General features: G+C 62.1%; 12 protein-coding genes. 9 read left to right on the top strand and 3 right to left on the bottom strand.

The features are described 5' to 3' along the window. Nucleotides 1–154: 154 nt before the first annotated feature. The 3 genes from J4D52_RS30650 to J4D52_RS16210 all read left to right on the top strand — a co-directional run bounded on the left by J4D52_RS30650 (nt 155) and on the right by J4D52_RS16210 (nt 2,496). Nucleotides 155–1,651, top strand: coding sequence for a methyl-accepting chemotaxis protein (locus tag J4D52_RS30650; RefSeq protein WP_102677144.1), 1,497 nt, complete (start codon nt 155–157; stop codon nt 1,649–1,651). Between the two features lie 230 nt (nt 1,652–1,881). After that, on the top strand, nt 1,882–2,136 hold the full coding sequence (locus J4D52_RS16215) for a bacteriocin immunity protein (RefSeq protein WP_102677143.1): 255 nt from the start codon (nt 1,882–1,884) through the stop codon (nt 2,134–2,136). Between the two features lie 81 nt (nt 2,137–2,217). Then, nucleotides 2,218–2,496, top strand: coding sequence for a bacteriocin immunity protein (locus tag J4D52_RS16210; RefSeq protein ID WP_028682033.1), 279 nt, complete (start codon nt 2,218–2,220; stop codon nt 2,494–2,496). A 78-nt stretch (nt 2,497–2,574) separates the two neighbouring features. On the opposite strand, the gene J4D52_RS16205 is transcribed toward J4D52_RS16210, so the two are convergent. The 3 genes from J4D52_RS16205 to J4D52_RS16195 are packed head-to-tail and all read right to left on the bottom strand — an operon-like array spanning nt 2,575 to nt 6,631. Further along, nucleotides 2,575–3,870 (bottom strand): cytochrome c, encoded by a 1,296-nt coding sequence (locus tag J4D52_RS16205; protein WP_102677142.1) that lies wholly within the window; start codon nt 3,868–3,870, stop codon nt 2,575–2,577. Continuing rightward, the gene (locus J4D52_RS16200) at nt 3,867–6,161 is read right to left on the bottom strand and encodes a molybdopterin cofactor-binding domain-containing protein (protein ID WP_102677141.1); all 2,295 of its coding nucleotides are present in this window, start codon (nt 6,159–6,161) and stop codon (nt 3,867–3,869) included. The genes J4D52_RS16205 and J4D52_RS16200 overlap by 4 nt, the downstream gene beginning before the upstream one ends. Beyond that, a complete protein-coding gene (locus tag J4D52_RS16195; RefSeq protein WP_102677140.1) occupies nt 6,158–6,631 on the bottom strand; it encodes a (2Fe-2S)-binding protein in 474 nt (157 codons plus the stop codon). The genes J4D52_RS16200 and J4D52_RS16195 overlap by 4 nt, the downstream gene beginning before the upstream one ends. A gap of 356 nt (nt 6,632–6,987) precedes the next feature. On the opposite strand from J4D52_RS16195, the gene J4D52_RS16190 reads away from it, so the two are divergent. The 6 genes from J4D52_RS16190 to J4D52_RS16165 all read left to right on the top strand — a co-directional run bounded on the left by J4D52_RS16190 (nt 6,988) and on the right by J4D52_RS16165 (nt 14,103). Beyond that, nucleotides 6,988–8,400 carry a TolC family outer membrane protein gene (locus J4D52_RS16190; protein WP_102677156.1) on the top strand — a complete coding sequence of 471 codons (1,413 nt, stop codon included), beginning with the start codon at nt 6,988–6,990 and terminating at the stop codon, nt 8,398–8,400. A gap of 131 nt (nt 8,401–8,531) precedes the next feature. Continuing rightward, a complete protein-coding gene (locus J4D52_RS16185) occupies nt 8,532–10,670 on the top strand; it encodes a type I secretion system permease/ATPase (RefSeq protein WP_102677139.1) in 2,139 nt (712 codons plus the stop codon). 92 nt (nt 10,671–10,762) lie between these two features. Next, nucleotides 10,763–12,178, top strand: a complete 1,416-nt coding sequence (locus J4D52_RS16180) for an HlyD family type I secretion periplasmic adaptor subunit (RefSeq protein ID WP_102677138.1) — start codon at nt 10,763–10,765, stop codon at nt 12,176–12,178. Nucleotides 12,179–12,231: 53 nt separating this feature from the next. After that, a complete protein-coding gene (locus J4D52_RS16175) occupies nt 12,232–12,846 on the top strand; it encodes a hypothetical protein (RefSeq protein WP_063432201.1) in 615 nt (204 codons plus the stop codon). Between the two features lie 20 nt (nt 12,847–12,866). Next, nucleotides 12,867–13,454: a DUF5625 family protein gene (locus tag J4D52_RS16170; RefSeq protein WP_231103270.1), complete on the top strand. Its 588-nt coding sequence runs from the start codon at nt 12,867–12,869 to the stop codon at nt 13,452–13,454. A gap of 310 nt (nt 13,455–13,764) precedes the next feature. Next, a complete protein-coding gene (locus J4D52_RS16165) occupies nt 13,765–14,103 on the top strand; it encodes a hypothetical protein (protein WP_124303197.1) in 339 nt (112 codons plus the stop codon). Nucleotides 14,104–14,432: the final 329 nt, after the last annotated feature.

The raw sequence follows: 14,432 nt of genomic DNA, 5'->3' as shown, positions 1-14,432 counted from the left end.
CCCGGCGTCAAGAAAGCTGTGGCCATGTCGATAGTTGGAAGGCGATTTAGGCAATTTGCCACTATCGTTGCTGACTGAACCGCTCGCCGAAAGCGGTCACCCCGTTTTGCCCTCTGCCGTTTTTCTTCCCGTCACGTACATGGAGTAAGAGTGCATGGCTTTCCCCCCGCGTTTTCTCGAGCATTACCGCAAAGCCGACCGCATCATGATGGGCCTGATCTGGCTGATGTTCGCCTATGCGCTGGGCCTGGCGTTCTGGCACGACACCTTCACCCAGGCGCTGCTGGTGGGCGGCGGCACCACCCTGGTCCTGAGCCTGCTGTACCGCGTCATCAGCGGCACGCGCCTGATGCGCTGCTGCATCGCCATCGGCTTCATGCTCATGGCCGCGCTGCATATCAACCAGGCCAAGGGCCTGATCGAAGCGCACTTCGGCATTTTCGTGCTGCTGGCGGTGCTGACCTTCTATCGTGACTGGCTGCCGATTCTGCTGGCGGCGGTGACCATCGCCCTGCATCACGTGGTGTTTCATGTGCTGCAGCACCAGGGCTTCCCGGTCTATGTCATGGCCCATCACGGCGGTTTCGGCATGGTGGCGGTGCACGCCTTCTATGTGGTGGTGGAGACGGTGATCCTGCTGTACCTGGCCGTGCACAGCCATGCCGACGCGGTGGAGAGCCAGGACATGCTGGACAAGATGCTCGCCGCCACGTCCCAGTTGACCGTCGAGGTTCATCAGGGCGAAAGCGGCAAGGCGCATGTGTCGCTGGCCCAGCGTTTCGACCACTTCATGCAGCAGATCACCGCCCTGGTGGATGGTGTGGTGCGGGACACTCATGGCCTGCGCGAACTGGGCCAGGACCTGGCGAAAACCAGCCAGACCCTTGAGCAGGGCGCCCAGCACCAGTTGACGGAAATCACTCAGATGACCGGTTCCATGCAGCGCATGGGCGATGCCATGGGCGACATCGCCGTGCACGTCGAGCAGGCGGTCGAGCGTGCCGGGCAGGCCAGCGTGCAAATCAGCCGCGGCCAGCAAAGCGTCGATCGCGCCCAGGCGGAAATCACTCAACTGGCGTCACGCATCAACGGCACCAACGAAACCGTGCAACGGCTGGCGGGGCAGGCGGAACAGATCGGCAACGTGCTGGAAGTGATCGGCAGCATCGCCGCCCAGACCAACCTGCTGGCCCTCAACGCCGCCATCGAGGCCGCCCGCGCCGGCGAGCAGGGCCGCGGTTTCGCCGTGGTCGCCGATGAGGTGCGCAACCTGGCCCAGCGCACCGCGCTGTCCACCCAGGAAATCAAGACCATCATCGAAGCCCTGCAACAGGGCAGCCGCCAGGCCGCCGAAGCCATGCACGACAGCCGCGAAGGCGCCCAGCGTTGCGTCGAAGACAGCCGCCAGGCCTCCGCGATGTTCCAGGCCGTCGGCGCCGACATCTCCCATATCGACCAACTCAACGGCCGCATCGTCAGCACCACCCGCGAACAATCCAGCGCCAGCCTCGACATCGTCGGCCGCCTGCACTCGGTCCAGGCCATCGCCCAGAACACCGCCGACGACATGGGCAACCTGGCCCTGAGCAGCCAGCGCCTGCCACCGATCGCGATCCGCCTGGAGGCGTTGGGGCAGACGTTTCACAAGTAACGGGGGAGTGGCGCCTGCTTGCCGATAAGTCGCGGGCGCCATCACTGCTGCCAGTTCGTAGGCCCTGGTCGGAATCTGGACTACAGGTTATTCAGACCGGTCGACGTCAATCTCAGAGTTCTCCAAGTTTCCAAGGGCGAGCCGTTTCGCCAACTTGAGATATCGACAACCTGAGTGTCGTTACCCCGAAACATCACATCGACATTCACCGAAAAGGATGACGTTTATCAATGAAGAACAGCATCACTGACTTTACCGAAGACGAATTTGTCAGCTATCTGAAAGAACTGCTCGCTGCTAACAAGACCTCAACCGACGATGTTCTTGACGATCTTCTAGAAGAGTTCTGCGAGATTACCGGTCACCCAGACGGCACCGATTTGATTTACTACCCGGAGGACGGTTCAAAGGGAACCGCTGAAGACATCACGCGAGTTGTGAAGGCGTGGCGTACGGCGAATGGGCTACCGGGATTCAAACGGTGATGATCAAAGGCGAGGGCGAGCTTCTGATATCACGTTCATCAAAAGTGAGATCTCCAAAAGCATCGCTCAAGGTTAGCTGCCATGTCTTTAGATAAGACCCGGCTTGAGCACTACACAGAGTGTGAGTTCCTACAGCTGATCAATGAGTTCTTCAGTGAAACCAATGATCTGGAAGGGGCTCAGCTCGAAAATTATCTGAGTACGCTGGCCGATCATTTTGAGAAAGTCACCGGGCATCCGGCGGGTTATGGACTCATTTACTACCCGGATCAAAACGGTATTGAAGACAGTCCTGAGGCGGTCTTGAGTGAGGTGAAAGCGTGGCGGGCCGCGAATGGTTTGCCGGGCTTCAAGGCGTGATGCCCCACCTTGTTGAGCACCAAACAGAACCGATAAAAAGCCCCGCCCATGCGGGGCTTTTTCATGGCCGGGAACGGGTCAGCCGGGAGGCAGGCTGGCGCGTATCTGGCTGACGCGTTGTTTCACTTCTTTCCAGGGGGCCTGGCCCGCCAGGTTCTGGCGCAGGAAGGTCAGCAGGTCGACGATCTGTTGGTCGTCGAGGCTGTGGCGGAAGGCGGGCATGTAGCCCAGTTCCGGGTTGGCCGGTTGGGCGATGCCTTCGAGGATCACGCGGATGGCGTTGTCGGGGCGGTCGGCGTAGAGGTTGCTGTTGAGGGCCAGGGAGGGGCGCACGCCGGTCAGGGTCGGGCCTTTTTCCTGGGCGTGACAGGCCATGCAGGCCCCCGAGAACAGGCGGGCGCCGGGGGAGCCGAGGGGCTCGGTGCGTTGCTCGGCCTGGTGGTTCAGGCTGTCGGCGCTGGCTGGTGCGGCGCTGGCCGGTTGCAGGCTGGACAGGTAATGGGCGATGGCTTGCAGGTCGGCCTCCGGCAGTTGCGCCAGGCCTTCGTGGATCACCGGCGCCATGGGGCCGGCGGCGACGCCGTGGCGCGGGCTGTAGCCGTGGCGCAGGAAGTCCAGCAGGTCCTGTTCGGTCCAGGCCAGCGGAGCCTTGCCGCCGGCCAGGGCATGGGCGCTCCAGTCCTCGGCAACGCCGCCGCTCAGGTGGCGCCGGCCGCCGCGTTCGCCAAACAGCGGGTCGCGGGGCGAGTGGCAGGCGCTGCAGTGTCCCAGGCCTTCGCTCAGGTAGGCGCCCCGGTTCCACTGGGCGCTGCGCTCGGGGTTGTCGAGCATGGCGCCGGGCCTGAGGTAGAGCCAGTTCCAGGCAAGGATGCCCGGGCGGATATTGAAGGGAAAATGCAGGTCGGTCTGCGGTGGCTGGTGGCGGACCGGCGGCTGGCTCATCAGGTAGGCGTAGAGCGCCTTGAGGTCCTCGTCGCGGGTCTTGGTGAAGGCGGTGTAGGGAAACGCCGGGTACAGGTAACGCCCGCTGCGGTCGATGCCGTGGCGCATGGCGCGCTCGAAGGCCGGATAGGACCAGCTGCCGATCCCGGTCTCCGGATCGGGGGTGATGTTAGTGCTGTACAAGGTACCGAACGGGATGCGCATGGCCAGGCCGCCGGCGTTGCGCGCCCCGCCCGGCGCGGTATGGCAGACCGCGCAATCGCCCAGGGCCGCGAGTTGCTCGCCCTTGGCGATTTGCGCATGGCTGAAGTATTGGATGTCGTGATTGTCCAGCGGCGCGATCGCCGGCTGCCAGCTGAGGAACACGCCCGCGGTGACGGCCAGGCTCAAGGCGGCCAGGCTCCAGCCGGCGATGGTCTTGAATGTGCTCATGGGCGAGCCTCCTGGCCAAGGCGGTCAGTGTCGGGAGCTCGCTGCAAGGCTTGCAACACCCTCTCCGGGGTGAAGGGCACTTGCCGCAGGCGCACGCCGACCGCGTCGAAAATCGCATTGGCGATGGCTGCGGCGCTGGGCACCGAGGCCGACTCGCCGGCGCCCATGGACGGTTGTTCCGGGCGGTCCAGCAGTTGCACATCCACTTCCGGTAGTTCGTCGAAGCGCAGGATCGGATAACCGCCCCATTCCAGGGAGGTGCTGCCGCGGCGGTCGAAGCCGACGTATTCCTTGAGCACCCGGCTGCACGACTGGACGATATTGCCGTGCACCTGATGCCGGACCCCGGCCGGGTTGACCATGCGCCCGCAGTCGTGGCTGACGAAGATCTTGTCCAGGCGGATCTGCCCGGTGCGCCGGTTGACGCTCAGGTCGCAGACCCAGGCGGCCCAGGCGGCGCCGAAGCCGGGGAACTTGCTGTGGAAATAACGGGCATAGGCAAAACCCCGGCCCTTGACCCATTCCTGCGACGGCGGCGCCGGGTGGCGGTGAGCGCTGCCGTCCTGCCAGTCGGCCTGCTTTTTCAGCGCCTCGATCAGCGCCAGGGCGCGCGGGTCGTCCAGGTAGCGCAGGCGGAAGGCGATCGGGTCCTGCTGGGCGATGTAGGCCAGTTCGTCGATCCAGGATTCGTGGGCGAACACATTGGGTAGCGCCGATACCCCGCGCATCCACGAGGCGCGGACGATCGGCGCGGCGTCCTGGCAGACGATGCGCATCTGCGGGAAACGGTATTGCGGGATCGCCGTGCGGTCGCCCATCTGCTGGATGTCGGGGCGGTTGGCGACGGTGCCGGTGAGCAACAGCGCCAGGGTCCGGGCGTTGTTCGAGGGGTAGCAGGTCTTCAATTCGTAGGCGGCCACTTCGCGTTTGCCGTCGAGGCCACCGCGGACCTGCATCAGTTGCGCGGTGCCCTTGGGTTCCCAGCCGGCCTCCTGCTCGCGCATCAGTTGCACCCTTACCGGCCGCCCGACCGCCTGGGACAGCAGGGCGGCGTCGGCGGCCACATCGTCGGCGCAGTTGCGTCCGTAACAGCCGGAGGCCTCCATGCGGTTGACCTGCACCTGTTGCGGCGTGCGCCCCAGCAGCAGGGCGATGTCCTTGCGCAGGTCGTGGGGGTTCTGGCTGCCGGTCCAGACCTCGGCCCGCTCGGCATCGACCATCGCCACCGCGCAGGACGGGCCGATGGAGGCATGCAGGTGATAGGGCCAGACATAGTCGACATTGAGCGGGCTGTTGAGCTTGCCCAGGCGGCTGTCGAAACCAGGATCGTCGCGCAGCACGCGGTCCTGCTTGGGGTGGGCCAGGAGCGTTTCACGCAGGATGTCCGGCCGCAGATCGGGCAGCGCGTCCCAGGGTTTCCACTGGACCTTGAGCTGGCGCATGGCGTCGATGGCCTGCTCCTCGCGCTCGGCGACTATGCCGACAAAGTCACCGATCACCACCAGTTTGACGATGCCCGGCAGGTGCGCGATGGACGTCTCATCCACCGCGATCAACGCGTGGCCCAAGGGCGCGCTGGCATCGGCGCCGGGGTAGGGCGGGCGCACCACGCGACCATGGAGCATGCCGTCCAGGCGCAGGTCGTGGACATAGGTCAGCTGGCCGCTGACCTTGGCCGGGATGTCCACTCGCGGGGTGGACTGGCCGACATAACGACCGGCGCCGACGGCCTTGAGTTCGACGCGCGGGTCCAGGGGCAGGTGCAGGTCCTGCCCGCGGGCCAGTTCGGCGTAGCTCAGGCGCCGTGTGGGGCGAGCGCTGGCGTAGATCTGCCCTCGTTCAACCTGCAACCCGGCAATCGGCTGGTCGAGGATTTCCGCTGCGCCTTCCAGCAGCCAGCGGCGCAACTGCGCGGCGGCCTGGCGCAGGGGCAGGGCGCTGACCTGCAGGGTCGCGCTGGCGATGGTCGGGCCCTGGTCCGGGGTGCTGGCGGTGTCGCCGAGAATCATCTGTACCTGCTCGAAGTCGACATCCAGTTCGTCGGCAACGAACTGCGCTAGCGCGGTGCGCACCCCGGTGCCGAGATCGACATGACCGCAGAACGCGGTCACGCGGCCGTCGGCACCCAGGGCGATAAAACTGTCGACATGGTCCGGCGTCGGGTCCGCTGGCAGCGCCGCCGGGTTCTTGGTGTCGGCCGTGGCCAGCAGCGGTTTGGGCAGCAGGGAGCTGATCATGATCAGGCCGCCGGCCTGGAGCAGGCGGCGACGGGTCAACGGCAGGTCGTTCATGGCCGACCCCGCTCTGCCAGCAGTTGGCGAGCCCTGGCCGCGGCTTGCAGGATCTCGAAGTGCGCGCCACAGCGGCAGAGGTTGTAGGCCAGCTCGTTCTTGATCCGTTGCTCGTCGGCCTCGGGTTCGCGCTCGAACAGCGCCACCAGGGTCATGATCATGCCGTTGCTGCAATAGCCGCATTGCGCAGCCTGCTCATCGATAAACGCCTGCTGCACCGGGTGCAGGCGCTCTTCCTGCTTCAGGCCTTCCAGGGTGGAGACCTGTTTGCCCTGCACGCTGGACAGCGGCAGGGTGCAGGAGCGGGCGGCGACACCGTCCACCAGCACCGTGCAGGCGCCGCATTGCCCCAGGCCGCAGCCGTACTTGGGGCCATTGAGGCCGAAGTCGTTGCGCAGGGCATACAGCAATGGGGTATTCGGCGGCAGCTGATCCAGTAAAAGGCGGCGGCCGTTGAGGATAAAAGTCATGGCAGCTTGGGTCCTGTGAGTGAGTGGCGTGACGCGTGGAAAACGCGACAGCGGTCAGGGCAGGTGTGAGCCGGCAACGCGTCCCGTTCAGGGACTGGACAACAAGGTTGGGCTCAGGTGCTGGGCAGATTGGCGGGGGCGAAGCATGCGGGGTTTGAGGTGGCTCGATAAATAAGACGATTCTGGTTTTTTGTAGGCCAAAGCCATGGGGCGATTCGGTTTTATCTGAGGAAACTCCTGAGAAAATGATGGCTACTAGCCATAATTGTCGCTTGTGACAGCCTTGGGCACGGCGTAGGATGCGCGCCCTGATCAGCCTGGCTGAACCGTTTTACCCGAAAGCGACATGGATTGTTATGACTCACTCCCCCCGTTTTTTCTCGCCCTTGCTCATTCTTGCACTGGTGACGCTGCCGGCTTTCGCCGATCCAGGCGCCCAGCGCGCCGAGCTGCTGCAGGTTTACCGCCAGGCCGTCGAGCATGACGCCCAGCTGTCCGCGGCGCGCCACGAGTACCAGGCCCAGCGCGAAAGCGTCCCCCAGGCCCGGGCCGGGTTACTGCCCACACTCAATGCAGGCAGCACTGTGGAGTCGGTGCGTCTGGAGCGGGATGAACCGGGTCTGACCCGCACCCGCAGTACCACAGTATTCCAGGCCAATCTCAACCAGCCGCTGTTTCGCGCCGATCGCTGGTTTCAACTGGAAGCCGCCCATGCCAGCACCGCCCAGGCCGAACTTGAATTGGGCGCGAAGGAGCAGGGGCTGGTGCTGACCACGGCCCAGGCCTATTTCGAAACCTTGCGCGCCCTGGACCTGCTCGCCGCTTCCAAGGCTGAGGAAGCGGCGCTCAAGCGTCAGCAGCAACAGGCCCAGGCCCGCCTGGAGAATGGCGCCTCGAGCATCACCGATGTGCTCGACGCCCAGGCCGCCCATGACAACGCCGGCGCCAACCGCAAACTCGCCGAGCGCAAGGTCGACGATGCCTTCGAGGCCTTGTCCCGCTTGACCCGCCAGGACTATTCGACGATCGAGGGGATTCAGCATCAACTGCCGGTGGAACTGCCGGTGCCCAACGATGCCAACGAATGGGTCAGCCGCGCGGTGCGCCAGAACCTGGCGTTGCAGGCCAGCAGCTACGCGGTGATTGCCGCCGAACAGACCAATCGCCAGCGCAAGGCCGGTTATGCGCCGACCGTCGATGCGGTGGCGTCCTGGCGCAAAGGTGAAAACGACAGCTTCGGCTACAGCAACCCCACCGACTTCGGGCGGGATGGCTATCGAGGCAATGTCACGCAAAGCAGCATCGGCCTGGAGCTGAATATTCCGCTGTACTCCGGCGGCATGACCCGTTCCCAGGTGCGCGAAGCAACCGAGCGGCTGGCCCAGAGTGAAGACGAGCGCGAGGACCGCCGCCGCGAAGTGGTGCAGAACACGCGCAATTTCTACCGCGCGGTGAATTCCGATATCGAGCAGGTCATTGCCCGCCGGCAGACGATTCGTTCCGGCCAGGCTTCGGTCAAGGCCAACCAGGTCGGGCGGGACCTGGGCTCGCGTAACACCGCGGATGTGCTCAATGCCCAGCGCCAGCTGTACAGCGCGGTGCGTGAGTACAACAACGCGCGCTACGACTACATCATCGACACCCTCAAGCTCAAGCAGGCGGCGGGAACCCTGAGCCCGAAAGACCTGAGCGACCTGGCGATGTACCTGACGAAAGACTACGACGCCGATCGGGATTTCCTGCCACCGCAGGAGCGCAAGGCGCTCTGACGGGCGATTCATACAAAAGAGTGAAATAAATCTCAATCAATGATGTCGTATTGATACTAATTGTTTCATGTTTGATATAACATCTTGAAATATTAGGACTTTACGGCCGCACGCGGCATGCATGGAAGCTTATGAGCGAACAAGGAAGGGGCGCCGAGTCGCCCGCGCCAGACACGGGCCTGGTCTGTCTGGTGATGCTGGCCCGGTTTCATTCGGTAGCGGCATCCGCCGAGCAACTGGCCCACGAATTCGCTCCAGAGAACCAGCCGTTCACCCAGCGCGAACTGCTGCTCGCCGCCCGCAAGCTGGGGCTCAAGGCCAAGTCGGTCAACACTTCCATCTCCCGCCTGGAGCGCACGCCATTGCCGGCGATCGCGGCCGATGGCGACGGCACATTCTTCATCATTGCCAAGCTCGACCAAGGCCAGGCGCTGATCCAGGACCCGCGTTCGGACCGGCCTGAGGTCATCTCCTTCGAGGCCCTGGCCGCGCGCTGGACCGGCGAGCTGGTGCTGCTGCGTTCCGAGGCCGGGTTGCCGGGGGAAACCTCGCGGTTCGATTTCACCTGGTTCATTCCCGCCATCGTCAAATACCGCAAGCTGCTCGGCGAAGTGCTGCTGGTGTCCTTTGCCCTGCAGCTGTTTGCCCTGGTGACGCCGTTGTTTTTCCAGGTGGTGATGGACAAGGTGCTGGTGCACCACGGGCTGACCACCCTGGATGTCATCGCCGCGGGGTTGCTGGGCATCATGCTGTTCGAATCGGCCTTGAGCGGTTTGCGCAGCTACGTGTTCGCCCATACCGCCAGCCGGATCGACGTGGAGCTGGGTTCGCGCTTGTTCCGTCATCTGATCAACCTGCCGCTGGCGTATTTCCAGGCACGCCGGGTCGGCGATTCGGTGGCCAGGGTGCGCGAGCTGGAAAACATCCGCAGCTTCCTCACCGGCAACGCCATTACCTTGTTGCTGGACGTGCTGTTCTCACTGGTGTTCATCCTGGTGATGTTCTACTACAGCGGCTGGCTGACCCTGGTGGTGCTGTTGTCGCTGCCCCTGTACGTGCTGGTCTCGCTGTTTGTCACCCCGCTGTTGCGCGCCCGCTTGCAGGACAGTTTCACCCGCGGTGCGGAGAACCAGGCGTTCCTGGTGGAGACGGTAAACGGCATCGACACAGTGAAATCCATGGCCGTCGAGCCCCAGGCGATCCGCAAGTGGGACAACCAGATGGCCGCTTATGTCGCGGCCGGGTTCAAGACCCAGACCTTGTCCACCATCGCCAACGAGAGCGTGTCGCTGATCGGCAAGCTGGTTACCGTAGCGACCCTCTGGCTGGGCGCGCGGCTGGTGATCGACGGGCAGCTTTCGGTGGGCGAACTGATCGCCTTCAACATGCTGGCCGGCCGGGTCAGCGGCCCGATCATGCGCCTGGCGCAGTTGTGGACGAGCTTCCAGCAGACCGGCGTTTCCGTGCAGCGCCTGGGCGATATCCTCAACACCCGCACCGAGCTGTCCCAGGCCACCCGCAGCGCCTTGCCGCCCCTCAGGGGGCAGATCGAATTCGACCAGGTGCATTTCCGTTATCGCGCCGACGGTTCGGAGATCCTGCGCGGGATCAACCTGCAGATCGCCGCCGGCGAAGTGATTGGCGTGGTGGGGCGTTCCGGTTCGGGTAAAAGCACGCTGACCCGCCTGCTCCAACGCCTGTACGTGCCCGAGCGTGGGCGGGTGCTGGTGGATGGCATGGACCTGGCGCTGGCTGACGTTTCCTCCCTGCGCCGGCAGATCGGCGTGGTGTTGCAGGACAATATGCTGTTCAACCGCAGCATCCGGGAAAACATCGCCCTGAGCGATCCGGGCGTGCCGCTGGAAACAGTCATGCATGCCGCCAGCATGGCCGGGGCCCACGAATTCATCCTGGAGCTGCCCGAAGGCTACGACACCATGGTCGGGGAGCATGGCACCTCGTTGTCCGGCGGCCAGCGGCAACGCATCGCTATCGCCCGGGCCCTGATCGGCAACCCGCGGATCCTGATTTTCGACGAGGCCACCAGTGCGCTGGACTACGAGTCCGAACGGATCATCCAGCAGAACATGCAAAGCATCTGCGCCGGGCGCACGGTGATCATCATCGCTCACCGCTTGTCGGCGGTACGCGATGCCAATCGCATCCTGGTGGTCGACCGCGGGCAGATCGTCGAGCAGGGCAACCATGCCGAACTGCTGGCGCACCAGGCCGGCCACTATTCGCGCCTGCACCGTATGCAGCAGGGCTGAGCGCCGCCCGATTCACAGGTTATTTGTCCAGCCCGGGCCCTCGCCGCAGGGGGCGGGGCTGGATGCCATCCGGATTCAAGGACCGATTGCCCATGAGCGCCACTCCTTCGTTATTGCAGCGCTACCGCGACGCCTGGCAACAGGCCTGGCGCCAGCGCAAAAGCATGGACAGCGTGCAGCGCCTGCCCCATGAGGCGCAGTTCCTGCCCGCTGCCCTGGAGCTGCAGGACACCCCCGTGCACCCGGCGCCGCGGATCTTTGTCTGGAGCATCCTGGGCTTTGCCGTGCTGGCCTTGCTCTGGGCCTTTATCGGCAAGATCGAAGTGGTGGCGGTCGCGCCGGGCAAGATAGTGCCCAATGGCAAGACCAAGCTGATTCAGTCCAGCGAAACCGCGGTGGTCAGGGCGATCCATGTCAGTGACGGCCAGGCGGTGAAAGTCGGCGAGCTGCTGGTGGAACTCGACCCGACGGCAGCGGATGCCGACGTCAGGCGGATTCAGAGCGAGCTGCTGGCGGCCCGGGTCGACAGCGCCCGTGGCGCGGCGATGCTCGACGCGATCAATCAGCAACAGCCGCCGGCATCGCTGATCGGCGCGATTGCCAATGCCAACCCGGAGCAGGTGCTCAGCGCCCAGCGCTGGTTGCAGGGGCAGTATCAGGAGTACCGCAGCAACCTGGAGCTGGTGGACGCGGAAATCCTCCAGCGCAGCGCCGAAATCCAGTCCGCCCAGGCCCAGGTGGCCAGCCTGCGGCAAACCGTGCCGATCGCCACGCAATTGGCTGAGGACTACCGGCGGCTGCTGGAGCAACAGTACGTGGCGCGCCACGAGTACCTGGAAAAGGAACAGGCGCGCCTCGACCTGCTGCGCCAGCTGAGCGTGCAGCAGGCCAGTGTCTTGCAGTCCACCGCCGCCCAGGCTGAGGCGCGGCGCCGACGCGAAGGCGTGGTCGCGCAGAACCGCCGGGCCATGCTCGACCTGCAGCAGGAAGCCAATCAGAAGGCTGCGAGCCTGGTCCAGGAACTGGCCAAGGCCCGTTACCAGGAAACCCTGACCAGCCTCAAGGCCCCGGTGGACGGCACCGTGCAACAACTGGCGATCCATACCGTCGGCGGCGTAGTCACCCCGGCCCAGCCGCTGATGGTCATAGTGCCCGCGGATCAGCCGGTCGAAGTGGAAGCGATGCTGGAAAACAAGGACGTGGGCTTCGTCCGCGCCGGCCAGCCGGTCACGGTGAAAGTGGAAACCTTCACCTTCACCAAATACGGCACCGTCGACGGCGAAGTGCTCAGCGTCTCGAACGACGCCATCGAGGACGAAAAACGCGGGCTGATCTACAGCAGCCGCATTCGCCTGAAGTCCGATCACCTGTTGGTCAACGGCCAGCGCGTGGCGCTATCGCCGGGCATGTCGATCACCGCGGAAGTGAAGACCGACCAGCGCCGGGTGATCGACTACTTCCTGAGCCCGTTGCAACAGCATGTGGATGAGAGTTTGCGAGAGCGCTAGGGCTGTTATCGCTAGACATCAATGATTCTTTCAGTGGGTGGGGAGTAAGCAGTATGGCCAGTTCTATAAGCCGAAGCCTGTATTGGCTCGGTGCGGCAGCGGCAGTTGCGCTGCTTCTGTACTACTTGCTGCCCACCACGCAGGACAGTCCCTATATGAAGCTTCATTCAACCGGGGATGGCAGTGTTTTTACCGGGTGTGAGTTTTCACCCATCAAGCAGGACCTGCCTGCTTTTCGACTCTCCATGAGCCCGCAGGCCTGTCGCCTGGTGCGTTATGACGGCAGCAGCGGTATTGAATTCACCCTCGAGTATCCAACGGCAGAGGTGGTCAGCGACGACGCCAAGGGCAGTTGTTACCCGATAGCCTTGTTTATCGAACGCATTTCCATGGAAGGCTTCGACGCCGACAGGCACCTGCGCGGGAAGAACCCCGTGGCGCTGGCGGACGGGATCGAGGGTTATGAGGTCGGTGGTTTTCAGGAGCGCAAGTTCACAGGGAAAGACGGTGTCTCGGTGTATGTCTCGGACTACGTGGCGACGGTCCGGGCGAACCGCCTGTATGGCAGCGGATTATGGGTTTTCTACCAATACCCAAAGGAACTTACGGATGTAAGGGCAGTAGATGATTTTGTTCTCGATGCCCTCGGTAATGTATTGGCTGAATAAGGAGATGGTGTGTGGAATTGATGGCGTTTAATGACCACCAGCTACAAGGGGCTTCGCGCTTTTTGGATAAAAAATATTATTCGGTTGGCAAGGTTCTTAATGTTGCTTCAAGGATCGAGGTCTGGCGCAAGTTCTTGATTTTTTTCAGTTGTATCTGGCTGGCGGCATGCTCTGCACCGGTATGGGTGGTCAAACCCATTGATATTTCACGGGCCGAACAAAGAGTCACAGCAGATTTTGTAGTCAGCAAGTTGGCTGACTATAGATTCGCTTTGCTATTTGTTCAGGGAAACACCCTGGACGAAATAATCAGCCGGGAAGAAATCTTGGGCACCAGCCACAAGGAAGGTGTCGCGATTCCTCTGCATCTGCGGGTCTTGAAAGATGGAACGCCGGTGTTTGACGGGAACATAGTGACCACGCGTATCTACTGGGGGCAGACGTTCGATTATCAGGGGCAGCGAATCAACACGGCGGTGCGTTTGATCAAGACATTGGAATTGTCGCCTGGGAAATATTCGGTCGAAGTCGGCACTCTTGGGGAAGTACAGGAATTTCGCAGTATCGAGAGCTACGTAGAGTTTAGTTATTACAATCCCAAGCATTGAAGCGTTTTTGTAAGCTGGTAACGCACTGAAGGGACAGATTTGTTTTTAGGTGGATCCAGCTCTAAAAAATAGATCTATCCCCGTTGACTAATTATTAAGGGATCAGGAGATGTTATCGATAATCCACTTTCAACGCAGTTTGCTGATCGCTGCAATCCTGTTGTTTTCTGCTTCGGTTACTGCGTCCTGCAGGTTTGAGGGGGGAAGGGATGGTCGTCACTCATATGAGCTGAATCTTCCTGAGTCCGAATGTCGCTGGGTGGACAATGGGGGCGGTGAAGTCATGACGCTTTCAATCGAGTACCCCAGCATGAAAGTCGTAAAGCCGCGAGCAGGGAACTCAGTTATCACGATTCGAATGTTCCCGGTTTTACGACCCTCTTTTCGGGAAGGGGCATTTTTAGAAGGGGTGAAACCGTTCAAGGTTGTTGAGGGAGTCGAATTCTACGACTACGGGGGATTTATTACTCGCACATTTGACGGAGGTGAAGGCGAGACTGTATTTGCCACTGATCATGAGCGCTTCTGGCTGGCTAAGCGTTTGTTTAAAGATTTGCGGGTGTCTTATCAGTATGCGCGTAACTATGAAGACATAAAGCTTATGGATAGGTTTGTAATGAGTTTTCTTGAGCAGGTAATAGTTAGGTAAGGGTTTAGGGATGAATGTTGTTAACTTTAGTTCGGATGAGCTGGTAAAATTGCGGCAATTGCAGCAGCAGAAAAATTATCCTGCTGTGTACGGATATATGCATGAGATTGTGACTCGAGAGATAAAGAGTTCGCAGGATCCCGCAGCCCTCGCGGAAATGAAGTCCATTGCCACATGGCTGGATGCAGCTAAGTCGATCAACTCGAACGACCGAACCTTTCAAAGCGATGTGGTTCGCGGCTCCATGAAATTTGCAGTGGCGACGACAGGGCGACTCTTAACGGATGCCGACTTCCAAAAGGCCTCGGACGGATTGGCACTTGAAGTGT

Source organism: Pseudomonas sp. GW460-12-10-14-TSB1 (genome assembly GCF_017349775.1).
Lineage (GTDB): Bacteria > Pseudomonadota > Gammaproteobacteria > Pseudomonadales > Pseudomonadaceae > Aquipseudomonas > Aquipseudomonas piscium.
This window is presented reverse-complemented; position numbering and strand designations above follow the sequence as displayed.

What these genes read in the sequence shown, in the direction of transcription:
- J4D52_RS30650 (WP_102677144.1), top strand. Translation starts at nt 155, where the DNA reads ATGGCTTTCCCCCCGCGTTTTCTCGAGCATTACCGCAAAGCCGACCGC.
- J4D52_RS16215 (WP_102677143.1), top strand. Translation starts at nt 1,882, where the DNA reads ATGAAGAACAGCATCACTGACTTTACCGAAGACGAATTTGTCAGCTAT.
- J4D52_RS16210 (WP_028682033.1), top strand. Translation starts at nt 2,218, where the DNA reads ATGTCTTTAGATAAGACCCGGCTTGAGCACTACACAGAGTGTGAGTTC.
- J4D52_RS16205 (WP_102677142.1), bottom strand. Translation starts at nt 3,870, where the DNA reads ATGAGCACATTCAAGACCATCGCCGGCTGGAGCCTGGCCGCCTTGAGC.
- J4D52_RS16200 (WP_102677141.1), bottom strand. Translation starts at nt 6,161, where the DNA reads ATGAACGACCTGCCGTTGACCCGTCGCCGCCTGCTCCAGGCCGGCGGC.
- J4D52_RS16195 (WP_102677140.1), bottom strand. Translation starts at nt 6,631, where the DNA reads ATGACTTTTATCCTCAACGGCCGCCGCCTTTTACTGGATCAGCTGCCG.
- J4D52_RS16190 (WP_102677156.1), top strand. Translation starts at nt 6,988, where the DNA reads ATGACTCACTCCCCCCGTTTTTTCTCGCCCTTGCTCATTCTTGCACTG.
- J4D52_RS16185 (WP_102677139.1), top strand. Translation starts at nt 8,532, where the DNA reads ATGAGCGAACAAGGAAGGGGCGCCGAGTCGCCCGCGCCAGACACGGGC.
- J4D52_RS16180 (WP_102677138.1), top strand. Translation starts at nt 10,763, where the DNA reads ATGAGCGCCACTCCTTCGTTATTGCAGCGCTACCGCGACGCCTGGCAA.
- J4D52_RS16175 (WP_063432201.1), top strand. Translation starts at nt 12,232, where the DNA reads ATGGCCAGTTCTATAAGCCGAAGCCTGTATTGGCTCGGTGCGGCAGCG.
- J4D52_RS16170 (WP_231103270.1), top strand. Translation starts at nt 12,867, where the DNA reads ATGGCGTTTAATGACCACCAGCTACAAGGGGCTTCGCGCTTTTTGGAT.
- J4D52_RS16165 (WP_124303197.1), top strand. Translation starts at nt 13,765, where the DNA reads ATGAAAGTCGTAAAGCCGCGAGCAGGGAACTCAGTTATCACGATTCGA.